Origin of the sequence: Actinoplanes sp. TBRC 11911 (assembly GCF_012933445.1) — a bacterium.
Classification (GTDB): domain Bacteria; phylum Actinomycetota; class Actinomycetes; order Mycobacteriales; family Micromonosporaceae; genus Actinoplanes.
Map to the genome: position 1 here is coordinate 70290 of NZ_JABBNC010000029.1, position 26854 is coordinate 97143.

Consider the following 26854-nt stretch of genomic DNA (forward strand, 5'->3'; position numbering starts at 1 on the left):
GTCGTTGTGCCATGGCGACGGCCGCCGGGGTGGCCCGATCCAGGAGAAGAACGTGCCCGTCAGCCGCATCGCCTACGCCGACCTGCCGGAGCCGGTCCGGTATGCCATCGAAGAGATCACGGGTCCACCCGATGTTTTAGAACCGGCGAGTGGCGGCCTGAACAGCGCGGTTGCGGCGACGCTGAGCAGCGTCAAAGGTGCGTATTTCGTCAAGGCGTTGCCGACTGATCATCGGTGGGTGTGGACGCAGGTGCGAGAGGCCGAGGTGGCGCCGCATGTTCAGGCCGTCGCGCCACCTCTCGTCGGGCGAGTAGTAGAAGCGGGCTGGGACGCGAACGTCTTCCGGGCCGTCGAAGGACACCAGGCCGACTACACGCCCGGCTCGCCCGACCTGCCGCTGGTGGCCGACCTGCTCGCCCAGCTCGGGAAGATTCCGTGCCCGGAGATCACCCTGCGGCGGGCGGAACAGCGGCTGAGCGCCTTCGCCGACGCGGGGGACCTGCATTACTTCGCCGGGGACGCTCTGCTGCACACCGACCTGAACAACGCCAACGTCATCGTCGGCAAGGACCGTGCCCGCATCGTCGACTGGGGATGGGCCACCCGTGGTGCCGCCTGGCTCGACGCGGCTTACTGGATCATTTGGCTGATCGCCGCCGGGCACGCGCCCGGAGCGGCCGAACGATGGGCGGCGCGCATACCCGCGTGGCGAGCCGCGCCGCCGGCTGGCGTCCAGGCATTCGCCAAGGTGAACGCGCAGCTATGGGCAGAGATCGGTGGCGAGCATCCGGACGTCTGGACATGTCGCCTCGTCGTCGCCTCGGAGGCATGGCGGCGGAAGCAAACGGCCCAGGCTGGGTCCGCCGGTCGTGCTTGACCTGGCGCGCTTGTAGTCGATGGCAAGAAAATGGGAGGAGATGAATTAAGTACCCGGTTAGCTATATTTGGCCCGAAGGGTCGACTATCGAATCTGGTCAGCGGCGAACCTGTTGACTCGTAGAGGCCCGAAGGGCCTTCCCGGCGAAGCGGCTACCAGGGTGGGACTTTCAGTCCTTATGGGTTAACGCTATACGGGAGTGAAAGTCCCACCCATCCAAGACGGGATGAGGGATCGGCTCAGGCGAGTCCGCTGACTTGGCCGAGGGCGGCGATTGTGACCTGATGCCGAGCGCGGGTGATAGCCGTGTAGAGCCATTGGGCTGCCTGGGAGCTGCCCATGATTCTTTCCAGATCATCGAGGTCCACGACGACGAGCACCCGCCCGCCGCGCATCTGCTCGATCAGACTCCACCGGTCGGCGTTCTTGTAAACGATGATTGCGTCGTAGTCGTGCGGGTTGACCAGACCAGAAGCGTGGGTCGGATGGCCGTAGACCGCTGCCCGATCCCACGTGCCGCTGCGTAGTCGGTGGGCCAGGTCGAGAACTTCCGCAGCGTCGCTTCGCAAGACCTCGGTCAGTTCGTATTCGCACTCACCACGAACGGCCCACGGTGCGCCGTCGCTGTTGACGGGCGGGAGCTGCATCGGATCGCCGACAGCGACCACGGCGCGGACGTTGTACGCGAAGTGATCCGCCATCTGCTCGGAGACCATCGAGCACTCGTCGATGATGACGACATCGACTGCGGTGATGGCGGCGTCCAAGTTCACGGAGAATTCGGGGGAGCCGTCATCAGACTCGCCCCGAGGTTGGTAGAGCGCGGAGTGGGCCGTGGTCGCCGCGAGGCCCTTCTGCCGCAGTACGTGGGCAGCCTTGCCGGTGGGGCCGACGACCGCGCAGGACTTTCCCGCTGCCTCCAACTCCCGCAGGGCTGCTGCGATAACGGTGGTCTTGCCGGTGCCCGCATACCCGTGGACGCGGAGAACCCGTGTCAGGCCGGTGATCTTCGGGCGTTGGGTTCCGACGTCGACGATGCCGTTCACCGCCCTCCGCTGCTCCTCGGTCAGAACAATCTCGCTCGTGAACGCCGTTGGCTGGGTCTTTCGATCAGCCAGGCTGACCTGTGTCGCCAGGTCGGAAGGGATGCGGAGTCCCACGGCAGCCGGCGCCCTGCCCGTAGGCGCGGTCAGCTCGACGGTCAGCCCGGCCCGCGCCAGTTCGATGTTGACGGTCCGCACCTGATCCCTTGTCACCTGACTCGTGGTCGCCAACTCGCTGAGCGAGATCCGGGAGACCAGTTCGCCGTTCTCACGTTCGGCCTGATCGGCTCGGGTCGCAGCTACTGGCACAAGTGCCTTGCTGCGGGACGTCTCCGCATGCAAACGAGCCGCCGCAAGCCAGTCGGCGGGCTCGATGGCTTCCGGCGGAGTCACGCGCTCGCTCCCAGAACGAGCGTCTGCCGTTCGAAAGCCTCGACGTCCACGAGTCGGTAGCGGACGCGACCGCCCAACTTCAGGTAGACGGGGCCAGCCTCCATGCTGCGGAGATTCGGCTTTGGAGGCGGCAGTCACGCCGGATGCGGTCACGCCGGATGCGGTCACGCCCGTCGTTCGTGTGGGAGACGGCAGGCGAGACAGCTTCGTCGTGCTTCGTCACCACGACGGCGAGCAGGACTGGCTCGTGGCTTTCCGCTTCGCCGCAGTCGACGACCGTCTCGGTGAGCGACGACCTGTCGAGTTCGCGGTGCGGCAGGCAGACGAAGCGGCGCTGTCGGGCATGACAAGCAAGACCATCCGAGCGCTGCCCATCGGCGAGCTGCTCGCGGCGGCGAGGAGGGCACTAAGCGCCGATCGTGGGGCTACGCCCGGCGAATCCAAGCTGAGAATCGTGACCCCTTCCGCCGTCCGGCTACCGCCCTTCCTGGAAGACGCGCGGGGCCGACAACCCCGCGACGACAAGGCGTACGCCGGGCTTGCGTTTGAGTACGCGCTTCTCGTTCGAGACGGCGACCGCACGCCCGCCAAGACGCTCGCCGACCGGCACGGCGGCGCAAGTGGCACCTGGGCAAACCGCATAGCCGAGGCGCGCAAGCGTGGCCTGCTCACCGCCGTCAAATCAGGCGAAGCCGGCGGCGGTCTGAGCGACAAGGCCATCGAACTTGTCCATCCGGGCTGGTCGTCGGAGGACGACGCCCGTATCGACGCCGAAATAACAGAGGAGGAGTGACGCATGGGCAGACGAGCACTTGAACTCGGCGAGCACGGCGAGATCGAAGCAACGCCACAGGTCCGGGACGTGGCCGGGAAGTGGAAGCGTGCGGCCACGGCTCGGGGTGCCGACCGCTGGCGTGCCCGGTGCTACTACCGGGGCTACGACGGAATGGTCAAAGAGGTGTCACGCTTCGGGGCCACCAAGCGGGTGGCCCTCAAGGCGGTGGAGAATGCGCTCGTTGAGATGGAGCGTGGCCACGCCGAGATGACGTCGGGGACGAAGCTGGTCGCGGCGGGTGAGATGTGGTTGACGCAGATCCGGCGGACGGACTCACGCCTCAGCGCCCGGACTGTCCTCGACTACAGCCGCACCTTCGCCCGCTATATCGACGCGGACAGGTCGAGCGTTCGAGGGCTCACCCTGACTCAAGCCAACGATCCGCAGCGTCTCCGGAACTTCCTCCAGGTCGTGGCGGACAAGCACGGCACCGGAGCCGCGAAGATCAGCAAGAGCGTCCTCTCCGGCATCCTCAACTTCGCCATCGAGAACGGCATCCTGAAGCTCAACGCTCTTCGCCAGGTGCGTCCCGTGAAGGCTCAAACGGTCAAGACGAGCGAGCGGGACACGACCCGAGCCTTGACCAGGGACGAGCGGGAAGCCGTCATGGCCTACGCCGACAAGCTGGCACGAGACGAGTCCGTGAACCCGCGTACGCGACGGAAGCGGGAGACGGTCGCAGATCTGGTCGCGTTCATGGCTGGGACGGGCGTACGGATCAATGAGGCTCGCAATCTTCGCTGGGCCGACGTGGACCTCGAAGCAGGCAGTGTCCACATCCGCGGCACCAAGACGCGGGCCTCGGACCGGCGGCTGACCCTGCCCGGATGGCTCGTCGACCGGATGAAGGACCGGGCGGAGCGGTTCGGCGACGACGGGTTGGTGTTCAGTTCGCCGCACCACCTCAGCGAGCCCGAGCGAGTCTGGGACCAGAGCAACTCGGCCAAGGCTTTGGCGAGCATCATCAAGGACAGCGGCTTTCGGTGGGCCACGCCCCATAGCTTCTGGCGTACCGTGGCGACGTTGCTCGACCAAGCCGGAGTGCCGATTGCGACGATCGCCGACCAGCTCGGGCACACGGATCCGGCTATGACGGCGAGCAAGTATCTTGGTCCTGACCTGATGGGCGACAAGCCGTCGGTCGCTGAGCACCTGTGACGCTGACCAGCGAAAACGGGTAACAAAACAGGTAACCAGCCCTTGCGGCAGATCCACGCGGATCGTCGATGTCCTGGTAGATCGAGGGAGTGGTGCGCCCGGCAGGATTCGAACCTGCGACCGACGGATTAGAAGTCCGTTGCTCTATCCGCTGAGCTACGAGCGCGTGGAAGCACAGACTATCTTGCCGGTCACCCTGTCGGGCTGACCAGCCTTGGGCTCATGTAGCTTCGTCAACCCCAGCCTCGTGTACCGCGGCCAGCCGGTCCAGGGCTTCCCGCGCCCGGTCCTGCTCCTCCGGTTCGTCGATGGAGATCGCCAACTCCAGGGCGGCGCGGTGGCGTTCGGTCGCCGTGGCGTGACGCCCCAGGCCGGTCAGTGCCTCACCCAACCCGTTCAGCGCACACGTCTGCCCATAGCGTTCGCCCAGCTCACCGAAGATCGCCAAGGCCTGCTCGTGCTCCACGACCGCTTCCGGGTGCCGCCCCAGGCGTACATGCACGTCGCCCAGGTTCGTCAGGGCGGTCGCCTCGCCGCCGCGGTGGCCTTGGGCGCGGAAGATCTCCAAGGCCCGGGCGTGATGATCGGCCGCGGGGCCCACCCGCCCTAACCGCACGTACGCGTCGCCGATGTTGGTCAACGTGTTGGCCTCGCCCACATGGTCACCGATAGCGACGAACCGGGACAGGGCTTCGTCATGGAAGTCGATGGACAGCTCGAGCTGACCGGTCTTGGTATAGGCGACGCCGAGGTTGCCCAGCGCGCGCGCCTCACCGCGCACGTCGCCGACCGCGCGGAACAATTCCAGCGATTGGGTGAGCTCCTCGATCGCGGCCGGATAATTGCCCATCTGCCAGTGGACGACACCGAGGCTGATCAATGCGCCGGCCTCCGCGCCCCGATCGCCGAGGTGCTGCGCCGCATGCCGCGCCTCGGTGTGCATGGTGACGGCGTCGGCGGGATAGCCGCCATTGTCGAGATACGAATACAGGGTCGCGGCCAGCCGGATCGCTTGCCACGGCCAGTCGTTGCGGGCGGCGTGCAGGCTCACCGCCACCAGCGTCGCGCGCTCTGCGTCGAGCCAGCTCAGCGCGGCCTTGGCGGTCGGCGGACCGGGGAACGGGCCGATGAAGTCGAGTTTCGGGCGACGATGTTTCTCGGCCGGATAAAGCAGGTCCATCGCGGCCGCGGCCCCGAAGAGGTAATGGTCGAAAAGGCGGGTCAGCGCGTCCCGGCGATCCTGCGGGCGGTCCTCTTCCACGGACCGTTCGGCGGCGTACGAGCGTACGAGGTCATGCAGCGAGAAACGGCCCGGAACCGGCTGTTCGACCAGGTGATCGGCGGTGAGCTGGGCCAGATGCTCGCCGGTCTCGGCGAGGTCCGCGGACAGCAACGCGGCCGCGGCCTGGTCGTCCAGGTCCTGGCCGGGATGCGCGGCCAGGCGCCGCAACAGGATCTGCCGGGCCGGCGGCAGGCTCTGATACGACGAATGCAACGCCAGTTCCACGCCCGAGTCGAGCCGGTGGTGCCGGTGGCGTTCGTCGAGCCGGTCCGCGTGATCGGTCGCCGTCCAGCCCGGCGTGGCGGCCATTTGACCGCCGACGACGGTCAATGCGAGAGGCAGAAAACCACATCGACGGGCCACCCTCCCGTACGCCGACGGGTCGGCACCCACCGGAATCAACGGCACCGTCTCGGAGAGTAATCGAACCGACTCGGGTGGTGACAGAACGTCGACACTGAGCCGGACGACGCCGTCCAGTCCGCTCAGCTCCCGCCGCGACGTCACCACGGTCAGCACGCCGGGCGCCGCGACGAGCAACGGGCGTACCTGATCCTCGTCCGCGGCATTGTCCAGAATGACCAGCGCACGCCGCGAGGTCAGGCGCGACGCGAAGGCGGCCACGCGACCCTCGAGGGTGTGCGGGATGTGCACCGCGGGCACGCCGAGGAGTCGCAGAAAGCCGTCCAGAACGGCACTCGGCGATGCCGGCGGCTGCGACGCGTCCGGGTGGAAGCCGCGCAGGTTGACGAACAGCTTGGTGTCGAAGCCGTTTCGCAGGTGTCCGGCGTGGACGGCCAACTGTGTCTTCCCGACACCCGCCATGCCGGTCAATATGAAAACGCCGCCGGAAGCCTGCCGCAGCACGGAAAGCTGAGCGTCGCGCCCGGTGAACGCCGCGGTGTCGCCCGGCAGCCGATCGAACACGCGCACCTGACTGCCGGCGCGCGTCTCGGCGAGCGTGACCCGCATCGCCTGACGCCAATGCGCCACGTACCCGGTCTCGTCGTGCAGAACCCGCACCACCGCGATCATCAGATCGGTGTTGAGCCGTCGCCGGCCGCGGCGGAAACAATCGACAACGGTGCCCCGCCGCGCGTGCTCGTTCGCGGGGCGACCGGCGGCCGACCAACGCGCGTTCACCCGGCGGGTGATGGTGTCGTAGGACGGATCGCCCGCCCAGACTTTGAGTGCCCGGAGACAGTCGACCAATTCGTCGAGATTGCGGGCGGTGCCGGGGTCGGGCGGTTGGTCCGTCGCTGCTGCGGACATCGCGGCACCTCCCGTCGTGACGATACCAATCGATGCGTACGGGATCGTTTGGATATCGCCGTGACGGGCCGGGCCGCTGATGGGATCGCTCAGCCGACGTCCGTCACATCGAGGGGGACGGATGGGCGGTGCGCTCCTCGGGCGCCGGTGGCACCTCGATCTCCGGGGTGCCCACCGGCCGGAGATAGGCGTCGACCCAGCGGCCCAATTCGCGGAACACCTCGGCGCGCACGTCCCGGCCGGACAGCGTGAGATCGTGCATGCCGCCGTCGAATCGCGCGATGCTCACCCGTGGGCCCAGGCCGGGCGCCCAGCGGACGATGTGCTCGACGTCCAGCACGGAATCGCTGATCCGCACGTCGTCATTCCATTCCTTGCCGCGGAACGTCCGGCTCGAGCAGGCCACCAGGATCGGCGCGTCGATCGACAGCCCGGCGCGTAGTCGGCGTTGACCGCGGCGAATGGCCGACAGCCAGCCGGCCGTCACCGGAAAACCCAGGACCGGCTTCCATGCCAGGTCGTATGTCCATTCGCCGTGGTGCTCGGCGTGCAGGCTCTGGCCGTAGAGCCCGAGGTTGGACTGCGGGATCGCCCGGTACGGCGTACGCCGGTTCACCGCGATCGTCGCCGCCATGATCGGACGTTTGACCAGCCAGGGCAGGTTGAAGTCGAAGAACGGGCTGTTCAGGAAGAGACCGTCGACAATGCCGGAGCCCTGCCGGGAATGTGACCAGAGGGACGTGATGAGACCACCGGTGGAATGGCCGGCGACGAGCAGCCGGTCGTGGCCGTCCTGGTCCCGGATGATCCGCGCGGCCTCGTCCAGTTCGGGGTAGTAATCGGTGAGGCTGCGGGCGAAGTTCGGCGTCTGGTGCGGTAACAGGCTGCGGCCGTACTTGCGCAGGTCCAGCGCGTAGAAGTCCCAGCCGAGCTCGGCGAAGAAGTCGGCCAGGTGGGTCTGGAAGAAGTAGTCGACGAATCCGTGCACATAAAGCACGGCACGGGTCGTCGGCCGGCTGGCGCGTCGCCGCACGAGGGTGGCGATCACCGCGCCCTCGTCGTCGTCGGCCAGCTCGATCGTGTGCCGCTCGTACGGCGGTCCGAGGACGTCGGTCTCCACGTGCTCCAGGTTACCCAGCGGTTTCGATGACTGCCTCCATAACAGATCCACCGGCCGGGAGCCGCGATTTCCCCGGCGCGGGGTTGTCCACAGCCAGATTCCCCTTCGGTACGCGGGCCAGGCCATGCTGCCCGCCTCACATCCGACAAGGAGGGCACCGTGTTCGACACGAATCTTGTGATCGTGGGAAATGTGCTGGTCGCGCCGCAGTGGCGCCGGGTCGACCGGAACGGCGTGCTGGTGGCGCACTTCCGGGTCGCGTCCACCGCCCGGCGCTACGACCGGGAGAGCAAGTCCTGGGTCGACGGCAACAACCTGCGCGTGCGGGTCACCGCGTGGCGCCGGCTGGCCGAGGGCGTCGCGTCGTCACTCACCGTGGGTGATCCCGTGATCATCTACGGCCGGCTCTACACCCGGGACTGGAAGGACGACAAGGGCAACAACCGGATCTCGTACGAGATGGTGGCGTCCTCGATCGGCCACGATCTGGCACGCGGGCGGGCCAGGTTCTACCGCACGAAGGCGACGCAGGAGGCCGGCATGATCGACGAGGCGGACGAGGAGGTCTTCGTCGGCGGCGAGGCGTCGATGCCGCTCGCCACCGAGGAGGTGCCGGTCACCTACGGTGACGGAGTCCCCGACGGGGAGGAGCCCGACTTCCTCGAGGTCGTCGCCGGGCTGGACGACCCGCCGATGCCGCCCGAGCAGGGCGACAGCGCCGCACCGCCGGAGGGTAATCGGCGCTCACGCCGGAGCTCGAAACGGGAACCGGTCGCGGCCTGACACCACGGACGGGGTGGTCCGATCATCCCAGCACACCCCGAATGGGGTGGTCCGATCGTGCCGCGCGATCGGACCACCCATCCGACCTGCCCGATTGGTCTCGACGTGCGTCGTACCGGCAGACTGGGTCCGTGCTGTTGAAGGAGATCCGCGCCATCGCGGGGGAGACGTTGGTTCTCGCACCCCACGACCAGGCGGCCGAGAACGTCAACACCAGCTGGTTCAGTGCGCCACCCCACGAGCGCATGGGCCTGTCGCCGGAGGAGGTGGTGTCCGCCTTCGAGGAGACGGCGGAGCTCCTTCGCGACCAGGTCACCACCCTGAAGCACGACGGGCCGGTGACGTTCTACGTTTGGCACGACCAGGAGGCGGGGCAGCTACGCTGCTCGACCGGCTCCTGCCACCAGAACGCTCTGCCGTTCGGCGGGGCCTACCACCTGACCAGTGATCTGCAGTCCATCGTCGTCGAGTTCCTGGAGGATCGCGCACCGGGCGCGATCGCCTGGGGTCAATTGGAACCGTTCCCGTTTCCCGACTCTCCGGAGCCGGTGACGGGGGAAATCCCGGTCTGGGTCTGCGACCTCCGTCCATGATCGTCAGGTCGGGCCCGGCCGGCGATCATGCGTACGAGGAGGGGACATGGCGGTGACCGCGGATGCCGCGGGCCTGGCGGCGGGCTACCTGCTCGACGCCGTGCTCGGTGATCCGCGCCGCTTCCATCCGGTGGCCGGCTTCGGCACCGCGGCCGGCGCGCTGGAGCGCAAGCTCTACGCGCCGAACCGCCGGTCCGGGGCGGCGTTCACCGCCGTGGCGGTGGGGGTGCCCGCGCTCGCGGGCGTCGCCGCCGCGACGGCGACGAAAAATCACTCGATCGCCCGCGCGGCGCTGGTGGCGGCCGCGACCTGGACCGTGCTCGGCGGCCGCACGCTGCGCCGCGAGTCCCGGCTCATGGCGGGCCACCTGGAGCACGACGACCTCAGCGCCGCGCGCGACCGGCTCAGCCACCTCTGCGGGCGCGACCCGGCCCGGCTCGACGAGCCGGAACTGGCCCGCGCCACGGTCGAGTCGGTCGCCGAGAACACCTCCGACGCCGTGGTCGCGCCCCTGCTCTGGGGCGGCCTGCTCGGGCTGCCGGGCCTGCTGGCGTACCGCGCGGCCAACACGCTGGACGCGATGGTCGGGCACCGGTCGCCGCGATATGCGAGGTTCGGCACGCCGTCGGCGCGGCTGGACGACGTGCTCAACCTGGCGCCCGCCCGGCTCACCGGCCTGCTGACCGTCGCGGTGTCGCCGCTCGCCGGTGGCTCGCCCCAGGAGACGCTGCGGGTGTGGCGGCGCGACCGCAACGACCACCCGTCACCGAACGCCGGGCAGTGCGAGTCGGCGATGGCCGGCGCGCTCGGCGTCCGCCTCGGCGGGCGAAACATCTATTTCGGACGCAGTGAGACGCGTCCGTTCCTCGGCGACGGGCCGCGACCCTCCGCGGCACATCTGCGTAAGGCGGCCCGGGTCTCCGGTGCGGTCGGTCTCGCGGCGGCCGGCATCGCCGCCGGGATCGCCCTGCTGCGCGGGCGGATCCGATGAGCGGCGGCCTGCTCGTCGCGGGGACGACCTCGGACGCCGGCAAGAGCGTGCTCACCGCCGGTATCTGTCGCTGGCTGTATCGCCGCGGCGTGAAGGTCGCGCCGTTCAAGGCGCAGAACATGTCGAACAACTCAGCCGTGGTGCTCGGCCCGGACGGGCGTGGCGGCGAGATCGGCCGGGCGCAGGCGATGCAGGCCGCGGCCGCCGGGGTCGCCCCCGACCTGCGGTTCAACCCGGTGCTGCTGAAGCCGGGCAGCGACCTGTCGAGCCAGGTGGTGCTGCTCGGCGAGGCCATCGACACGGTGACCGCGGGAAACTATCGGGCGTTGCGGCCACGGCTGGCCGAGACCGCGCACGCCACGCTGGCTGCGCTGCGCGACGAGTACGACGTGGTGATCTGCGAGGGCGCGGGCAGCCCCACCGAGATCAACCTGCGGGACGGCGATTTCACGAACATGGGCCTGGCCCGGCACGCGGGCTTCCCGGCGATCGTGGTCGGCGACATCGACCGCGGCGGGGTGTTCGCGGCGCTGTTCGGCACGATCGCGCTGCTCGAACCGGCCGACCAGGCGCTGATCAGCGGGTTCGTCATCAACAAGTTCCGCGGCGACCTCGGCCTGTTGCGTCCGGGGCTCGACATGATCACCTCGGCGACCGGGCGGCCGGTGCACGGCGTGCTGCCGTTCCACCCGGACGTCTGGCTCGACGCGGAGGACTCACTGGCGTACGGGCGGTTGCTGGGGCGGCCGGCCCCGCCGCGTGGCAGCGAGTGGTTGCGGGTCGCGGTGGTGCGGTTGCCGCGCATCTCGAACGCCACCGACGCGGAGGCGTTGGCCGCCGAGCCGGGCGTGCGGGTGCGGCTGACCGTGGAACCGGCCGAGATCGCCGAGGCCGACCTGGTCGTGCTGCCCGGATCCAAGGCGACCGTCAGCGACCTCGCGTGGCTGCGGTCGACCGGGCTGGCCGGCGCGGTGGCGGAACACGCGGCCGCGGGTAAGCCGCTGCTCGGTGTCTGCGGCGGCTTCCAAATGCTGGCCGAGACGATCCACGACGAGGTCGAGAGCAAGCGCGGCGAGGTGCCGGGGCTGGGCCTGCTGCCCGTACGCGTCGGGTTCGCCGAGCGCAAGACGCTGGCTCGCTCGACCGGGTCCGGCCTGGGCGCGGCCGTCGACGGCTACGAGATCCACCACGGGTTCGTCGCCGCGGGCTCGCCGGATCCGTTGCTGCGCTACGCCGACGGCCGGCCCGAGGGTGCCGTCGTCGGCAACGTCAGCGGCACCCACTGGCACGGTGCGTTCGAGTCCGACGAGTTCCGCCGCCGCTTCCTGACCGAGGCCGCGCGCCAGGCCGGGCGGCACGGGTTCGCGGTGGCGCCGGACACGCGGTACGCGGCCGTCCGCGAACGTGCGCTGGACACGCTCGGCGACCTGGTGGCGGAACACCTGGACACCGACGCGCTGTGGCGGCTCATCGAGGACGGGCCGCCGGCCGGGTTGCCGTTCCTGCCACCCGGGGCGCCCGGTGCCTCCTGACGGCACGTTCGCCGCGCTCGCCGCGTACGTGCTGAAATTGCCGCCGCGCCTGGGCCGCGTCCGCCTGGTCGCCGTGGACGGGCCCAGCGGCGCCGGGAAGACGTCGTTCGCGCTGCGGCTGGCCAAGGAGCTGGACGCGCCGGTCGTGCACACCGACGACCTGCTCGACGGCTGGGACGACCAGTTCACCTTCTGGACGCGCCTGGAGGAGCTGGTGCTCGGCCCGCTGCGGCGTGGCTCGACCGCGACGTATCGACGATATCTGTGGCACCGCGGCGTATTCGGCGGCAACCCGGTGTCCGTCGCGCCGGGCCCGGTCGTGCTCCTGGAGGGGGTCAGCACCGCCCGCCGGGAGATCCGCCCGGAGCTGAGCCTGGCGGTCTTCGTCACGGCGCCGTCCGACCTTCGGCTGGCCCGGGCGTTGGCTCGCGATGGCGACGACAGCGTTGCGTTTCGGGCGTACCTTGAGCGATGGCGCGCTGCCGAGGATCGGCATTTCGCCGAGGACGAGACCGCCGCTGCCGCCGACCTGATCGTCGACGGTGCGGCGACCGCGGGCGATGACCGCTTCGCCCGGTATGAGCCGTGACCAGCGAGGACGGGGTGGCACGATGACCGACGAGGAGAACCGGCCGGTACGCCGCCGGGTCACGCTGACCGGGATCAGCTCGCGGGCCTGGGAGCATCCGGCCGACCGTGGCGCCCTCACCGCCCTGCGCGAGCTGCGCGGCTTCGACGAGGTGGTCAAGGCCTTCTTCGGCATGTGGAACGAGCGCGGCTTCCGGCTGTCGTTCCTGGCCGGCGCCATCCGGGTCGATCACCGGCAGTACCCGAGGGTCTACCAGCGGTTCACCGAGGCGGCCGCGGTGCTCGACGTCGCCGAGCCGCCCGAGCTGTTCGTGGCGCAAGATCCGGTGATCAACGGCTCGGCCATCGGCATGAACAAGCCGTTCATCGTGATCACCACGGCCGCTGTCGACCGGCTGGACGACGACGAGCTGCGCGCGATGCTCGGCCACGAGATCGGCCACATCGGCAGCGGGCACGCCGTCTACAAGACCATCATGATGATCCTTACCCGATGGGCGGCCAACCTGAGCTGGCTCCCGGTCGGCGCGATCGCGCTGCGGGCCATCATCACGGCGATGTTCGAGTGGTGGCGCAAGGCCGAGCTCTCCGCCGACCGCGCCGGGCTGCTCGCCGGGCAGGACCCGGCAGCCTCGATGCGGCTGCTGATGAAGCTGGCCGGCGGCGGCGACCTGTCGCAGATCGACACGGCCGCGTTCCTGGAGCAGGCCGCCGAGTACGAGAGCGGCGGCGACCTGCGCGACAGCATCCACAAGATCGGCCTGAACCTGTGGAGCACCCACCCGGTGCCCGTCGCCCGGGCCGCCGAGCTGCGCAAATGGATCGACTCCGGGGCGTACGCGGAGATCCTCGGCGGCGACTACCCGCGCCGCGACTCGGACGGCGACGCCTCGGTCACCGACGACGTGAAGGCCGCCGCGAACTCGTACCGGGAGACGTTCAACAACTCACAGGACCCGCTGGTCGGCCTGATGCGCAAGCTGGGCGACGGCGCCGGCGATCTGGCCGGGTCGGCAGTGCGCGGCGCCCGCTCCTGGGTCGGCGACGCGGGCCGCCGCAACCGTCGCGGACCGGATGAAGAAGGCTGACACCGAAAGCAAATTTGTCTCACCCCAGCCCTAGGATCGGCCCCATGAGCTTGAGTGAAACAGATCTGCGCAGCGCGATCGCGCGGGAGATGCCCGGGGTCCGTGCCGACTTGGAGCGGCTGATCCGCATCCCGGGGATCGCCTTCGACGGCTTCGACCACTCGCACGTGGAGCGGTCCGCCGAGGCCGTCGCCGAGCTGCTGCGCGGGTGCGGTCTCGACACGCAGATCGTGCGGCACGGCGGGCAGCCCGCCGTGATCGGGCGCAAGGCCGCCCCGGCCGGCGCACCCACCGTGCTGCTCTACGCGCATCACGACGTGCAGCCGGTCGGCGACCCGGCGCTCTGGACGAATGACCCGTTCGAGCCGACCGAGCGCGACGGCCGCCTCTACGCCCGCGGCGCCGCCGACGACAAGGCCGGCGTGCTGGCCCACGTCGCCGCGTTACGCGCCTTCGGCGACCGCTTGCCGGTCGGCGTGGTGGTGTTCGTCGAGGGCGAGGAGGAGTACGGGTCGGACTCGCTCGACGCGATCATCCAGGCGCATCTCGACGAGCTGCGGTCGGACGTGATCGTGATCGCCGACTCGAGCAACTGGGACATCGGAACCCCCGCGCTGACCACCTCGCTGCGCGGCATCGTCAACCTCTTCGCCGAGGTCAAGGTGCTCAAGAGCGCGGTGCACAGCGGCATGTTCGGCGGCCCGGTGCCGGACGCGCTGACCACCCTCGCCCGCCTGCTGTCGACGCTGCACGACGAGAACGGCGAGGTCGCCGTCGACGGGCTGATCGGCCGCGAGGGCGCCTCGGTGGACTACTCGGAGGACCGTTTCCGGCTCGAGGCCGGCGTGCTCGACGGCGTGCGGCTCACCGGCCACGGCACGATCACCGATCGTCTCTGGACCAAGCCCGCCATCGCGGTGCTCGGCATCGACGCCCCGCGCACTTCGGAGGCGGCGAACGCGCTCCAGCCCTCGGCGAAAGCGAAGATCAGCCTGCGGCTCGCGCCCGGCGACGACCCCAAGTCCGCGTACGCGGCGATCCGCGCCCACCTGGAGAAGTTCGTGCCGTGGGGCGCCCGGATCGAGGTGACGCTGGAGGCCGGCGGCGCGCCCTGCGTGATCGACGCGACCGGCCCGGCGTTCGAGGCGGCGCGCGCCGCGTTCGCGTCGGCGTGGGACGGCGCGCAGCCGGTCGACATGGGCATGGGCGGGTCGATCCCGTTCATCGCGACGTTCCAGGAGCTGTTCCCGCAGGCCGCGATCCTCGTGACCGGCGTCGAAGACCCGCACGCGGCGGCGCACGCCCCCGACGAGAGCCTGCATCTCGGCGAGTTCGAGCGGGCCTGCCTCGCCGAGGCCCTGTTACTCAAGAACGTGGCGGAAACCTTGACCGAGTAGGAGGACCTCCGATGGCCGAGCAGAGGTGTGACGTGCTGGTCGCGGGCGCCGGCCCCACCGGGCTGATGCTGGCGAACTGGCTGGTCAAACTCGGGGTCGACGTGATCGTCGTGGACGGCAAGGACGGGCCCACCCGGGAGTCTCGGGCGCTCGTCCTGCAGGCCCGCAGCATCGAGATCTACGACCAGCTCGGCCTCGGCGACCAGGTGCTCGAGGCGGCCCACCGGGCGGACGCGCTGGCGCCCGGTGCCCGCAGCCGCGTGTTCGGCCGCATCCCGCTGGGCCCGCTCGGCACCGAGGTGACTCCGTACCCGTACCTGGAAATCCTGGAACAAAGCCGCAACGAGGAGATCCTGTACGACAACCTGCAGAAACTCGGCGCCGACGTGCGCTGGGAAACGCCGGTGACCGGGGTCGCGCAGGTCGACGACGGCGTCGAGGTGAAGGCCGGCAACGACACGATCCGGGCGCGCTTCTGCGTCGGCTGCGACGGGGCGAACTCGACGATCCGCAAGGCGCGCCGCATCGCCTTCGAGGGCATCACCAACCCGCATCGCTTCTTCGTGCTCGACGCCCTCGGCACCGGCGGCATGGTCGGCGACGCGGTCAACGTACGCCCCGGCGGCGACGATTTCCTGCTCGGCTTCCCGATGAAGGGCGTCGGCACGTGGCGGGTGATCGGCCTGGTCCGCGACGACGACGGCGACGGCGAGCTCACCGAGGACGACGTCCGCCCGCGCCTGCGTAAGTTCGCGGTGACCTACGACCGGGCGCGCTGGTTCGCCACGTACCGGGTGCACCACCGCGTCGCCGCCGCCTTCCGCGACGGCCCGTTCTTCCTGGCCGGCGACGCCGCGCACGTGCACTCCCCGGTCGGCGGCCAGGGCATGAACACGGGCTTGCAGGACGCGCACAACCTCGCCTTCAAGCTGGCCGACGTCCTGCGGGGCCGCCGCCGGGACGCGTGGCTGGACCGCTACGAGGCGGAGCGCCGCCCGGTCGCCCGCCGGTTGGTGTCGACCACCGACCGCATCTTCAACTTCGTCACCTCGCAGCGCTTCCTGGTCCGCACGCTGCGCCGCCTGGCCGTGCCGCTGTTCGCCCCGCTCGGCGTCCGCACGCTGCCGCGGAGCTCGGGCGGTTCCCGCCTCTTCCAGTACGTCTCCCAGATCCGCATCCACTACTGGATGACCCCCGACGCGAAGCGGGCCGCCCACGGCCGCCGCGACCCGGTGGTGGGCCGGCGTCTGCCCTGGTCAGGCGCGAACTTCGCAGAGCTGCGTTCCCTGACGTGGCAGGTCCACGCCTACGGCGGCGTAACCGAGCCGGACATTCCCGACATCGGCTTACCGGTCCACGTGTTCCCCGAGGCGGCCCCCGCAACGTCGTTGAAGCCAGGCTTCCTCTACCTCGTACGCCCAGACGGCTTCGTAGCCGCCGAAAGCTCCCCAGCCGAGGCCCCCGACGCGTTCCGCCGAGCCATGTCCGACTGACCACGCGCCGCCGCAGCGACCGGGCGGCCCTACTAGCACCGCGCCTCCGCGCCTCGCTCGCCGTGTGATGAGCGGCGCCGCACTATTCGTCGGAGTCACCGCGCTGGTGCACCTCTTGTTTGGTGCGAAACGCTGCACCCTTTGCCCGGGCTTCCCACCCAGCGCGCCCAGCGTGCGTGGCGCGGCCGACCGTGCGTGGCGGCCTGGCGTGCGTGGCGCGGCCGACCGTGCGTGACGGCCTGGCGTGCGTGGCGCGGCCGACCGTGCATGGCGGCCTGGCGTGGCCTACCGTGCGCGGCCCGGTCTTACCGTGCGCAGCGCGGCCGACCGTGTGCGGCGGGGCCTACCGTGAGTGGCACCGCCTGGCGCGGCCCCGGGTAACAGAACGTGGCCCTGGCGAGCGAGACCGTGCGTGGCTGGCCATCGTGCGTGGTACGGCCGATCGTGCGCATCGCGCCACCCCACCCTGCGCGGCGCCGCTCATCGTGCGGGGTCGGCCCATCGTGCGTCGCGAATTCCATAGTGCGTGGGCGTAGCTGTTCACCCGTCCGCAGCAGATGGACTGTCACGCTTAGACCGCATAAAACGGTATTTGCCGATGCATAAGGTGCGGCCATGACGGCGGCGCGTGCCTCGGGCAGCCGGCAATCGTCCCACTATCCGGGCACGGCTGCTTGCATCGTGGACATGAGTCCGAATAGGACGGTTGATTTGGTCGCTTCACGGCCTTTGTGACCATCATTTTCGGGCCGATTTCGGGACCTTGGAGAGTTACGCCCATATACGAGCCATAACTCTCCAAGGTCTTGAAAATTGTCGGGCTGGCCGGTTCGACGCGGAACGTGCTCGATCTGATCGGCCGCGTGCTGCGTACGTCGCGGGTGGGCGTCTGCGGCGACTCCGAGCTAGGGAAGCGCGACGAGTGATCGCTGGGCGCCGGCCCCCATCCGCGCCGTCAACATCCTCGTCCAGAACGGCCAGAACAGCGGCGCGGACACCCGAGGTCGGCATTGCCGGGCCGTAGTTGTCGAGCCATATGAGGTCGCGATGGGTGGCAGCTCCGCCCGGAGCGGGCGGCAATGGCTTGACCACCGTGGAGATCGCCGAGTGACACGGGACTCATCGCACGCCGTACATCTGAAAGGTTTTTGTGCAGGTCGATTGGGGTGTCCTCGAACGGATGAAGGGGTGCGCTCGCGGTCCGAGTCCTGTTAGGATCTCGAACATGCGTTCGAATGATGTGCCTGCCACGGTGATTCCGGCGGTGCGGCCGATGCCCGCCGGGCCGCGTAACGCGATTGATCGGCTTCACTCCCATGATCAGATCGAGTCGATCGTGCGGCTGCGGGCTGCCGTGCGGGCGATGGGTCAGGTGGACGTCTCGGGGTGGGACGAGAAATCGCTGGCCGAGCATCTCGACGAGATCTCGGCGACGCTGTGCGCGATCGACGCGCAACTGACACGGATGGCTGATGCGGTGCGGGCGCGCGGGTTCCGCATCGAGGAGCCACTCGCGGCCTGAGGCCGGCCTCGCGGCGCCATCGTCGAACGACGCGGTGCGTCAGCTGCCGAGCGACAGGCGCGTCTGCTGCCGAAGGACGGGTGGGTCTGACGGCTTACGACGGATGCGCCCGCCGCTTGCTGGCCGTGGTCGCGGACAGGACGACGGTCCCGGACGCCTTCATCCGGTGATTGGCGACGAGTCCGAAATATCCGTCGCATCTGAAGTATCGGTCTGCCCTCGTCGCGGGGGTGGCTCGGTTGCGCGGGCTGTCGACGGGGGAGTGCCGCGCGACCGGGCGAAAATGTCAGAGGTGGCTGCCAGGATGAGGTCGTGCTTTTCCTCGACCTGGCAGCCACCTCGGCTGCCGTGACGGCGGTGCCCGGGCGCAAGGCCAAGATTGAGCTCATGGCCGACGCGCTCCGCCGGCTTGAGCCCGATGAGATCGCGGCGGGGTCCGCCTATCTCGCGGGTGAGCTGCGGCAACGGCAGACCGGGGTGGGCTATGCGAGCCTGCGCGACCGGCCGCCGGCCGCGGCCGAGGCGACGCTGAGCGTGGCGGCGGTTGACGCGGCGATCGCCGAGATCTCGGCGGTGGCCGGCGCGGGGTCCCAGGCGCGGCGGCGTGAGCTGCTGAACGCGTTGTTCGCGGCCGCCACCACCGACGAGCAGCGGCTGTTGATCGGGCTGTTCGGCGGTGAGTTACGCCAGGGTGCGCAGGCGGGGCTGCTGGCTGACGCCATCGCCAAGGCGGCCGAGGTTCCGGTGACGGCCGTCCGGCGGGCGCTGCTGCTCTCCGGTGATCTCAAGCAGGTGGCGGTCGCGGCGCTGACCGGGGGTGCGGCGGCGCTGGCCGAGATCAGTCTGCGGGTGGGCACGCCGCTGTCGCCGATGCTTGCGCAGAGTGCTCCCGACGTGAGCGCCGCGCTGCTCGCGACCGGTGCGCCGGCCACCGTGGATGTGAAGCTCGACGGCATCCGCATTCAGGTGCATCGATCCGGCGACGAGGTGGCCGTGTTCACGCGCAGCCTCGACGACATCACCCCACGCATGCCCGAGGTGGTCGCCGCGGTGCGGTCATTGCCGGTACGCGAGATCGTGCTCGACGGCGAAGCCATGGCTCTCGACGCCACGGGCCGGCCGCGCCCGTTTCAGGAGACGTCGAGCCGTGCGGCCACGCGAGGGGCGGCGGCCGTCGCGCTGAGTCCATACTTCTTCGATCTCCTGCACCTCGACGGCACCGACCTGCTCGACCGGCCGGGCCGGGAGCGCTGGGCGGCGCTCGCCGACGCGCTGCCGGGCTCGCTGATCGTGGGCCGGACGACCGCGACGTCGGAAGAGGAGGCCGCCGCCGCGTTCGCCGCCGCCCTCGCCGACGGGCAGGAGGGCGTGGTGATCAAGGCGGTCGAGGCGCCGTACGACGTGGGGCGCCGCGGCTCCGCCTGGGTCAAGGTCAAACCGAGGCACACGCTCGACCTGGTCGTGCTGGCCGTCGAGTGGGGGCACGGGCGGCGCCGGGGGTGGCTGTCCAATCTGCACCTGGGCGCGCGCGATCCGCGCACCGGCGGGTTCGTGATGCTCGGCAAGACCTTCAAGGGGCTGACCGACGAGTTGCTCCGATGGCAGACCGAGCGCTTCAAAGAGCTGGCGACCAGCGACAACGGATGGGTCGTCGAGGTGCGGCCCGAGCAGGTGGTGGAGATCGCGTTCGACGGCGTGCAGGCGTCGCCACGCTACCCGGGCGGGGTGGCGTTGCGGTTCGCGCGCGTCCTGGGTTACCGGGAGGACAAACGAGCGGAGGAGGCCGACACGATCGACATGGTCAAAGAGATCGGCGGGTACGCGTGAGGAAATCGGTCACGGTCGCCACGAGCCACCGCGGGTCGTCCAGCCACGGGAAGTGACCGGACTCCTCGAGCACGGCCAGCCGGGCCTGCGGGAAGAGAGCGGCGTAGTCGGCGGCACGTTTCGGCGGGATCTGGATGTCGTATTCGCCGCTGGTCAGCAGGACCGGCACGGGCAGGCGGGACAGCTCGGCGCGGACGGACGCCGGGTCGATGCCGCCTTCTCCGTAGTAGGCGGCGGCCGCCTCCTGATTCCGGCGGACCGGGTCGTCGTCGTTGCGCCGGCCGTAGTTGAACGGCTGAATCGCGGCGCCGTCGCCGGGCTTGCCCTCGTCCGCCCATAGCCGCTCGAGGGCGGCGAAAGCCGCCGGGAACCATGGTTCGCCCCGGCGCAGCTCGGCGATCTCCCGGCGGTCGTCGTCGGTGATGTCCAGCGCCACCACACGAGGGGAGGGGTTGATCAGCGCCAGGCGAGCGACGCGGTTCGGGTGGCGCGTCGCGTAGAGCAGGGCGAGGGCCGCGCCGGCGGAATGCGCCAGCAGATCGACGCGGTCCATGCCGAGATGTGCGCGGAACGCCTCGACATCGTCTACCTGGCGGTCCACGCGATAGGTGGCTTTGTCCTCGGGGATCGCGGAGTCGCCGGTGCCGCGCAGATCCAGCACGATCAACTCGCGCTCGGCAGAGAGACCGCCGAGATCACCGAGGTAGCCGGACGCCTGCATGGGACCGCCGGGTAGGCAGAGAACCGGTGTACCCGAGCCGATGCGGCGGTAGGCCAGCCGTGTCCCGTCGAAGCTCTCGAAATCCGCCATGCCGTGATCTTATTGGCGGCCTTCCATGTCCGGTCTACACGGGACGATCGCCGGACGCGGCACGCTTGCGGTCCGCTTCCTCGACCCGGTCACCCGAAGAGGCTGCACGCCGCCGGTCGGCCTCCTCCACGCGATCCCCGGACGACTTCGCCCGCTTCGCCTCCTTGGCGGCGCGCCGCCGATCGGCTTCGTCCACGCGGTCCGTGGAATCGCGGCGCCGGTCCGCCTCCTCCACGCCGGCACCCACTCCCGCGCGCCTCTGATCCGCGTCCGCCACGCGGTCCCCGGAACCCACGCCGTCCCCGGAACGCATGCCATCCCCCGGAGGAGGGACCAACTCCCGCTCCGGCACCTCCTCCGATCGGGGGAGCTTTCCGGAGAGCATCAATGCCTCCTTGCGCGCCACCCACCCGTACGCGAAAAGGGCCATCGCGGCAAAGAGCCACCACTGCACCGTGTACCCGGCGTTCTGCCAGGAGTCCTCTTTATCGATGGGGATCTGCGCGAAGGCCGGATCCGCAACGGGCGTTTGCGACGTAAGCAACACATACGCCCCATAAACCGGGTACGGCATCTGCTCCGCGAGCTTCGACACCGAGATCCGCCGCGTGTCGAGGCGGCCGTCGCGGTGCGAGATCGCGCTCGGTCGGCTTTCCGACAAGTGGATCTGCCCGACCACCGTGACCTGCCCGGTCGGCGCCGGCGGAACCGTCGGCGCGGCGGTCGCGGAGGCCCCGGCGGGGAGGAAGCCGCGGTCCACGAGCACCGCCGTCCCGTCGCCGAGGATCAGCGGTGTGACGATTTCGAAGCCGACGTCGCCGTTCACCGTGCGACCGCGCGCCTGGATCTCGTGAGCCGGATCATAGCGACCGCTCATCGACACCTTTGTCCAGGCCAGGTCGTTGCCGGGTGAGCTGCCGGCCGCCCCCGACCGGGTCGGGACATGGAGAAGGCCGACCAGCGGAACCGCCGAAACCGAGTCAGCGGTGTCGATTCGATGATTGATCCCACTGCGTTCCTGGTACCGGTGCAGCTGCCAATTGCCGAGCAGCACCATGACCACCGAGGCGGCGATGGCCAGCGCGGCGCCGCCCAGCCAGCGCGGGGTCACCAGGAAGCGGTACACGCCCCGAGGCTACCCGTCGCCCCGGTAGCCGCGGCCGGAGCCGGGTACTGTGCGCAACCGGCAGCACTTTTAGTCAGCTCAAGAGAACCAAGCGTCGGGAGAACCTTCATGAGCGCCCAGCCTCGCCTGGTCGTGAGCGCCCCTTCCTCGGGGCACGGGAAGACCGCCATCGCGGTCGGCCTGCTCGCGGCGGCAACGGCTCGTGGCATCCAGGCGGCCGGCTTCAAGGTCGGGCCTGATCACACCGACGCCGCGTACCTGGGGATGGCGGCCGGACGTCCCGGTCGCAACCTCGACCCCCGCCTGGTCGGCGCCCAGCGCGTCGCACCGCTGTTCGCGCACGGGGCGTCCGGAGCGCAACTGTCGATCATCGAAGGCGCGATGGGGCTGTTCGACTCGCTGACCGGCCAGCCCGAGATCGACGGCACGGCCGCCGTCGCCGCCTCGCTGCGCGCCCCGGTCGTGCTGGTCGTCGACGTCGCCGCCATGGGTCACTCGATCGCCGCGCTGGTGCACGGCTTCCGCATGTTCGACGAGATGGTCCATCTCGGCGGCGTGATCCTCAACCGGGTGGCCTCCTCTCGTCACGAGCAGATGCTGCGTACGGCGTTGGACGACATCGGCATGCCGGTGCTCGGTGCATTGCGCCGTGGTGATCTGCCCAACGTGCTGCCGGCTCGCGCGCACGGTCCGGTCCCGGTCGCGCACCGCACGATGGAAGCGATCCGGGCCGTCCGGCGTCTGGGCGAGGCCGTCGGCGGCTGCCTCGACCTGGATCGGCTGATGGCGCTCGCCGGTTCCGCGCCGGCCCTGCCCGGCGCCCTCTGGTCTCCCGCCGAGGCGGTCGGCGGCGAGGTCTCCGAGCAACGACCGGTGGTTGCGCTGGCCGGCGGCCCTGGGGCGCTTTTCACGTACGCCGAGACCGCCGAACTCTTGTCCGCCGCGGGCGCCGAGGTCATGGTCGTCGACCCGCTCCGCGACGAGAGCCTCCCGGCCGGCACCCGAGCGCTGGTCGTCGGCGCCGGCCTGCCCGAGGGGTACGCCGAAGAGTTGTCCGCCAACCGCCGCCTCTCCGCCGAGGTGGCCCGGTTCGCCCTGGACGGGTGGCCGGTCGTCGCCGAGGGCGTGGCGCTTCCGTGGCTGGCCCGTGACTTAGACGGCCGCCCGATGTGCGGCGTGCTCGACGCCTCGGCGGTGACCGGCGAGCAGACCGTGGCGGGTTACCGCGAGGCGACCGCGCCGACCACGTCGTCGATGGCACCGGCGGGCGCCCGCATCACCGGGTACAAACAGCACCGGGCGATCGTCACGCCGCGAGCCGGGGTGGTTCCGGCGTGGACGTGGTCCGGCGGCCACCCGGAAGGCTTCGTCTGGCGGCAGGTGCACGCTTCCCAGCTCGGGCTGCACTGGGCCGCCGCGCCGGAGATCGCCAAGCGGATCGTGGGCGCGGCCATGGCCGGTCCGGTGCCCAGCGCGCCGCCCGGGCACCAGGCGATGCCGACAACGCTGGTGCACCAGATCCCGCAGCAGACGACGGTTCCGGTGCAGCAGATCCCGCACAATGCGATGCCCGCCGCGCAGAGCAGCGCGCAGGGACCGCAGAACGCGGTGCCTGCGCAGCAAGGCTCGATGGCCGGCCCGCACAACGCGGTGCCTGCGCAGCAAGGCTCGATGCCCGGCCCGCACAACGCGATGCCGGCACCGCAGCCGATGCCCGGCCCACAGAACGCGATGCCGGCGGCCGGCCACGCGGTCCCGCCCGCCGGCCACGCGGTCCTGCCCGCCGACTACGCGGTTCCGCCCGCGTCGGGGACGCCGGCCGCCGGCCAGGCGCTGCCGCCCATGTCCGGTATGCCGGCCCTCGGCCAGGCGCTTCCGCCCATGTCCGCGATGCCGACGGCCGGGCACGCGCCGGGCATGCCACCCACCTCACCACATTCGCCGTCACCCGCGATGGGCCAGCCGTTCTCGGTGGATCCGCTCGCCTCGGGGGCCGTCTCGGCGGTGTACGAGCCGACCCAGCAGCTTTCCCCCGCGCAGCTGACGCCGGAGAGCCCGGCCGAGCCGCCGGCCAACCTCAGCGACACGCTGGACATCACCGCACCCTGAGCCGGGCACGTATCGAAAAGCGCGAAAACGCGCGCCTCCTGTCGCGAAAGTGTCGTACCCCACACGTAACGTGGGGTTAACCATCGTGAGGAGGTTGGTCGTGGCCGATCGTGTGCCGCTGGATTTTGACCCGCCGGTTCGTGTCCTGCGAGCGTTACTGCTGGGTGTCGACGACGACGAGTTACTCGCGCCGACGCCCTGCCCCGGCTGGAGTGTCGCCGCCCTCCTTGATCATCTGATGGGGCTCACCTACGCGTTCACCCAGGCCGCCCGGAAACGCACCGACGCGTCCGGCGTCACCGGCCCGCCGCCGGAGCCCGCGGCCGATCATCTGTCCCGCCATTGGCGCAGCCGCCTGCCCGTGCAGCTGGAAGAGCTCGCCACCGCCTGGAAGGAGCCGGCGGCCTGGACGGGCACGTCACAGGCCGGCGGCGTGACGATGCCGGCGAACGCGATGGGCGCTGTCGCCATGAACGAGCTGATCATGCACAGCTGGGACCTGGCGCGGGCGACCGGCCAGGAATATGCGGCCGATCCTCGCACCCTCGACGTGCTGATCGAGTTCCTGTCGCAGGGCCCGGCCGAGGGCACGCCGGGCATGTTCGGCCCGGTCGTGCCGACCGACAGCGAGGCGAGCCTGCTGGACCAGACGATCGCGCTGGCCGGCCGCGACCCGAAGTGGAAACCACCGCGCCGCAGGGCCGAGCGCGCGGCGTAGGGAGGCGCCGAAGGACGGCGTCAGTCCCGCGACCTCTCGTGCTGTTTCTTGTGCGAGCTCTTCGACTTCTTGTGACCACCCGAGTTCTGGTGACCGCGAGACCCCGCAGATCCCTTCTCACCGCGAGACCCCGCAGATCCCTTCTCACCGCGAGACCCCTTCGAGCCCCACGCGATGTCCTTCGACGGCGGCGTGAACTTCGCCTTCGGCAACCCCTTCAGCGCGTCCTTGAACGTCTCCGCCACCGTGAACTTCGAGATCGTCCCCCGGCTCGTGCCCACGTGATTCTCCGGATTGTCCGGGTCGGCGACGAAGGCCGCGGCCGCCAGCTGCGGCGTGAACCCGCAGAACCACGCCGTCTTGTTGCTGTCCGTGGTGCCGCTCTTGCCGGCCACCGGGCGCTTCAGCGTGCCGTACACCATGGGTGATGTCTCCCAGCCGCCGCAGGAACCGCGCGCCGACCCATAGCCGGTCACACATCGCGCCGCATCCGTCGCGGCCCGCGCCACGTCCACCGACACCGCGCGGTGGCAGCGCGGCGCCGCCACCGGCTTGCCCTGATAGACCGCGTCCGTCCCGTCCCGGTTCGTGATCGAGTGCACCGGCAACGGCTCGCAGTACTGTCCCTCCGCGGCCAGCGTCGCGAACACGTTCGCCATCTCCACCGGCGTGACGTCGCTGACCCCGAGCGTGAACGCTCCCCACCCGCGGGCCCGCGACGGCGTCGCCAGCGTGCGGTCCACCTCGGTACGCCAGCGCAGGCCTAAGCGCTCGGCCATCTTGACCGCTTTCTCCGCGCCCACCTTCTGTTCGAGCTGCACGAAGTAGGTGTTCACCGACTTCCCGAACCCGCTCCACATGGTCTGCCGCCCGGTCATCGAGCCGGTGGAGTTCTTCGGGCACCAGTGGATGCCGCACGTCGCCGGCCCGGGCGCGGTGATGTATTTCGACACGAACCGCGGCGGCGCGTAGAACGACGTCCGCAACGGCATCCCCGAGTCCAGGGCCGCCAGCATCGTGAAGATCTTGAACGTGGACCCGGCCTGGTAACCCGCCATCGACCCGCCGCCGAGCAGCGGGTTCACCGTGTTCGGGTAGTTGCCCCGCGCCCCCCGATGCTTGGTGTGCTTGCCGTTGCCCGCCTGGTCGAGCGAGTACGTCCGGTTCACCGCCATGCTCAGGATCCGCCCGGACCGCGGCTCGATCAGCACCTCGCCGTGCGCGAACTTGCTGCGCTTACGCTCCTTGTCCAGCACGTGCTTCATGGCCGACGCCTGGATCTTCGGATCGATCGAGGTGACGACCCGGTAGCCGCCGCGTCGCAGGCTCTCCTCACGCTCCTGCGCGTTCGCCCCGAACGCCGGCTGCGACAGCCACCACGACTTGAAGTAGTCGCAGAAGAAGCCCCAGTCGTTGTGCTCCGGCGAGATCGACACGCAGTCGTTCGGCGGTGAGGTCAGCCGGAGCTTGATCTTTTCCTTCTTGGCCGTCGCCGCTCGATCGGGCGTGATCGATCCCATCTTCGCCATCTGGTCGATCACGTAGTTGCGCCGCCCGATCGCCGCGCCCTGATCCTGGCTCGCCGGATCGTACGCGGACGGCGCCTTCACCAGCCCCGCCAGCAGCGCCGCCTCGTTGAGGTTCAGCTCGTCCGGCGTCTTCGAGAAGAAAACCTGAGAAGCCGCATAGATCCCGTACGCCCGATGTCCGAAATACGCCGAGTTCAGGTACCGCTCGAGGATCTCCGACTTGCTGAGCTGCTGTTCGAGTTCCACGGCGAGGCGCATCTCGCGCAGTTTCCGCGACGCGGTCTGCTCGGTCGCCTCCAGCGCCTCCTTGGGGGTCTTCGCGCCGTCCCGCAACGCCATCCGCACGTACTGCATGGTCAGCGTCGACGCGCCCTGCGAGACCCCGCCGGCCTTCTGGTTCGCCACGAACGCCCGCGCCACGCCCTTCGCGTCCACCCCGTTGTGCTGGTAGAACCGGGTGTCCTCGGACGCGACGATCGCCTGCGTGATGTACGGCGACATCTCTTCGATCGTGGTCGGCCGCCGGTTCTCCTCATAGAACGCGGTGATCAGCGTGTGCCCGTCCTTGGCGTACACATAAGTGGTTTGCGCGGTCGGCACCTCTTTGAGCGCGTCCGGCAGGCCCTGCAGCGCCTCGGTGCCCTTCTTGACGCCGATGCCGGCGAGCGCTGCCAGGGGATAGGCGAGTCCGGCGATCACGAGACCCGCGATCAGGCCGGCACGGACGAGGGGTGCGACTTTTCCGGCTGCCACCTATCGAAGGTATG

21 protein-coding genes and 1 tRNA gene are annotated in these 26854 nt (G+C 69.9%); 15 read left to right on the forward strand and 7 right to left on the reverse strand.

Translation table 11 applies throughout. The features are described 5' to 3' along the window. Window positions 1-52 precede the first annotated feature (52 nt). The gene (locus HH310_RS30975) at window positions 53-877 is read left to right on the forward strand and encodes an aminoglycoside phosphotransferase (protein ID WP_169179244.1); all 825 of its coding nucleotides are present in this window, start codon (window positions 53-55) and stop codon (window positions 875-877) included. Window positions 878-1116: 239 nt separating this feature from the next. Here the strand turns inward: HH310_RS30975 and HH310_RS30980 are convergent, their stop codons facing one another. Then, the gene (locus HH310_RS30980; RefSeq protein ID WP_169179245.1) at window positions 1117-2313 is read right to left on the reverse strand and encodes an AAA family ATPase; all 1197 of its coding nucleotides are present in this window, start codon (window positions 2311-2313) and stop codon (window positions 1117-1119) included. 121 nt (window positions 2314-2434) lie between these two features. On the opposite strand from HH310_RS30980, the gene HH310_RS30985 reads away from it, so the two are divergent. Both HH310_RS30985 and HH310_RS30990 read left to right on the forward strand, forming a co-directional pair. Beyond that, window positions 2435-3106, forward strand: coding sequence for a hypothetical protein (locus HH310_RS30985; RefSeq protein ID WP_169179246.1), 672 nt, complete (start codon window positions 2435-2437; stop codon window positions 3104-3106). Window positions 3107-3109: 3 nt separating this feature from the next. Then, on the forward strand, window positions 3110-4306 hold the full coding sequence (locus HH310_RS30990; RefSeq protein ID WP_169179247.1) for a tyrosine-type recombinase/integrase: 1197 nt from the start codon (window positions 3110-3112) through the stop codon (window positions 4304-4306). Between the two features lie 90 nt (window positions 4307-4396). On the opposite strand, the gene HH310_RS30995 is transcribed toward HH310_RS30990, so the two are convergent. The 3 genes from HH310_RS30995 to HH310_RS31005 all read right to left on the reverse strand — a co-directional run bounded on the left by HH310_RS30995 (window position 4397) and on the right by HH310_RS31005 (window position 7980). Beyond that, window positions 4397-4472: transfer RNA gene (locus HH310_RS30995), tRNA-Arg, on the reverse strand. Between the two features lie 54 nt (window positions 4473-4526). Then, window positions 4527-6860: a tetratricopeptide repeat protein gene (locus HH310_RS31000; RefSeq protein WP_169179248.1), complete on the reverse strand. Its 2334-nt coding sequence runs from the start codon at window positions 6858-6860 to the stop codon at window positions 4527-4529. A gap of 103 nt (window positions 6861-6963) precedes the next feature. Continuing rightward, window positions 6964-7980 (reverse strand): alpha/beta hydrolase, encoded by a 1017-nt coding sequence (locus HH310_RS31005; protein WP_312034427.1) that lies wholly within the window; start codon window positions 7978-7980, stop codon window positions 6964-6966. A 159-nt stretch (window positions 7981-8139) separates the two neighbouring features. On the opposite strand from HH310_RS31005, the gene HH310_RS31010 reads away from it, so the two are divergent. From HH310_RS31010 to HH310_RS31055, 10 genes are all read left to right on the forward strand, one after another. After that, complete coding sequence (locus HH310_RS31010; RefSeq protein ID WP_169179250.1) at window positions 8140-8763, forward strand: single-stranded DNA-binding protein; 624 nt, start codon at window positions 8140-8142, stop codon at window positions 8761-8763. A 131-nt stretch (window positions 8764-8894) separates the two neighbouring features. Beyond that, window positions 8895-9356: a hypothetical protein gene (locus HH310_RS31015; protein WP_169179251.1), complete on the forward strand. Its 462-nt coding sequence runs from the start codon at window positions 8895-8897 to the stop codon at window positions 9354-9356. A gap of 46 nt (window positions 9357-9402) precedes the next feature. After that, window positions 9403-10347, forward strand: a complete 945-nt coding sequence (locus HH310_RS31020) for a cobalamin biosynthesis protein (RefSeq protein WP_169179252.1) — start codon at window positions 9403-9405, stop codon at window positions 10345-10347. Next, window positions 10344-11879: a cobyric acid synthase gene (locus HH310_RS31025; protein WP_169179253.1), complete on the forward strand. Its 1536-nt coding sequence runs from the start codon at window positions 10344-10346 to the stop codon at window positions 11877-11879. Before HH310_RS31020 ends, HH310_RS31025 begins: the two co-directional genes overlap by 4 nt. Further along, window positions 11869-12468, forward strand: coding sequence for a uridine kinase (locus HH310_RS31030; RefSeq protein ID WP_169179254.1), 600 nt, complete (start codon window positions 11869-11871; stop codon window positions 12466-12468). Before HH310_RS31025 ends, HH310_RS31030 begins: the two co-directional genes overlap by 11 nt. A 22-nt stretch (window positions 12469-12490) precedes the next feature. Continuing rightward, on the forward strand, window positions 12491-13555 hold the full coding sequence (locus HH310_RS31035) for a M48 family metallopeptidase (RefSeq protein ID WP_169179255.1): 1065 nt from the start codon (window positions 12491-12493) through the stop codon (window positions 13553-13555). Between the two features lie 50 nt (window positions 13556-13605). Then, window positions 13606-14952 carry a dipeptidase gene (locus HH310_RS31040; RefSeq protein ID WP_211192824.1) on the forward strand — a complete coding sequence of 449 codons (1347 nt, stop codon included), beginning with the start codon at window positions 13606-13608 and terminating at the stop codon, window positions 14950-14952. A gap of 11 nt (window positions 14953-14963) precedes the next feature. Continuing rightward, window positions 14964-16445, forward strand: coding sequence for an FAD-dependent monooxygenase (locus HH310_RS31045; protein ID WP_169179257.1), 1482 nt, complete (start codon window positions 14964-14966; stop codon window positions 16443-16445). Between the two features lie 1225 nt (window positions 16446-17670). Then, a complete protein-coding gene (locus HH310_RS31050; protein ID WP_248294597.1) occupies window positions 17671-17967 on the forward strand; it encodes a hypothetical protein in 297 nt (98 codons plus the stop codon). A 312-nt stretch (window positions 17968-18279) separates the two neighbouring features. Then, window positions 18280-19794: an ATP-dependent DNA ligase gene (locus HH310_RS31055; protein WP_169179258.1), complete on the forward strand. Its 1515-nt coding sequence runs from the start codon at window positions 18280-18282 to the stop codon at window positions 19792-19794. On the opposite strand, the gene HH310_RS31060 is transcribed toward HH310_RS31055, so the two are convergent. Continuing rightward, window positions 19769-20605, reverse strand: coding sequence for an alpha/beta fold hydrolase (locus tag HH310_RS31060; RefSeq protein WP_169179259.1), 837 nt, complete (start codon window positions 20603-20605; stop codon window positions 19769-19771). The genes HH310_RS31055 and HH310_RS31060 overlap by 26 nt on opposite strands. Before the next feature lie 34 nt (window positions 20606-20639). Further along, a complete protein-coding gene (locus HH310_RS31065; protein WP_169179260.1) occupies window positions 20640-21731 on the reverse strand; it encodes an SURF1 family cytochrome oxidase biogenesis protein in 1092 nt (363 codons plus the stop codon). Window positions 21732-21839: 108 nt separating this feature from the next. Between HH310_RS31065 and HH310_RS31070 the strand changes: the two genes are divergently transcribed. Further along, window positions 21840-23840, forward strand: coding sequence for a cobyrinate a,c-diamide synthase (locus HH310_RS31070; RefSeq protein ID WP_248294598.1), 2001 nt, complete (start codon window positions 21840-21842; stop codon window positions 23838-23840). 100 nt (window positions 23841-23940) lie between these two features. Further along, window positions 23941-24558 (forward strand): TIGR03086 family metal-binding protein, encoded by a 618-nt coding sequence (locus tag HH310_RS31075; protein ID WP_169179261.1) that lies wholly within the window; start codon window positions 23941-23943, stop codon window positions 24556-24558. A 20-nt stretch (window positions 24559-24578) separates the two neighbouring features. Here HH310_RS31075 and HH310_RS31080 read toward each other — a convergent pair whose 3' ends face one another. Further along, a complete protein-coding gene (locus HH310_RS31080) occupies window positions 24579-26840 on the reverse strand; it encodes a transglycosylase domain-containing protein (RefSeq protein WP_169179262.1) in 2262 nt (753 codons plus the stop codon). Window positions 26841-26854 lie beyond the last annotated feature (14 nt).

Bases quoted from the DNA above. Each gene is read 5' to 3' on its own strand.
- HH310_RS30990 (WP_169179247.1), top strand. From the start codon at position 3,110: ATGGGCAGACGAGCACTTGAACTCGGCGAGCACGGCGAGATCGAAGCA.
- HH310_RS31000 (WP_169179248.1), bottom strand. From the start codon at position 6,860: ATGTCCGCAGCAGCGACGGACCAACCGCCCGACCCCGGCACCGCCCGC.
- HH310_RS31020 (WP_169179252.1), top strand. From the start codon at position 9,403: ATGGCGGTGACCGCGGATGCCGCGGGCCTGGCGGCGGGCTACCTGCTC.
- HH310_RS31025 (WP_169179253.1), top strand. From the start codon at position 10,344: ATGAGCGGCGGCCTGCTCGTCGCGGGGACGACCTCGGACGCCGGCAAG.
- HH310_RS31035 (WP_169179255.1), top strand. From the start codon at position 12,491: ATGACCGACGAGGAGAACCGGCCGGTACGCCGCCGGGTCACGCTGACC.
- HH310_RS31045 (WP_169179257.1), top strand. From the start codon at position 14,964: ATGGCCGAGCAGAGGTGTGACGTGCTGGTCGCGGGCGCCGGCCCCACC.
- HH310_RS31050 (WP_248294597.1), top strand. From the start codon at position 17,671: ATGCGTTCGAATGATGTGCCTGCCACGGTGATTCCGGCGGTGCGGCCG.
- HH310_RS31060 (WP_169179259.1), bottom strand. From the start codon at position 20,605: ATGGCGGATTTCGAGAGCTTCGACGGGACACGGCTGGCCTACCGCCGC.
- HH310_RS31070 (WP_248294598.1), top strand. From the start codon at position 21,840: ATGAGCGCCCAGCCTCGCCTGGTCGTGAGCGCCCCTTCCTCGGGGCAC.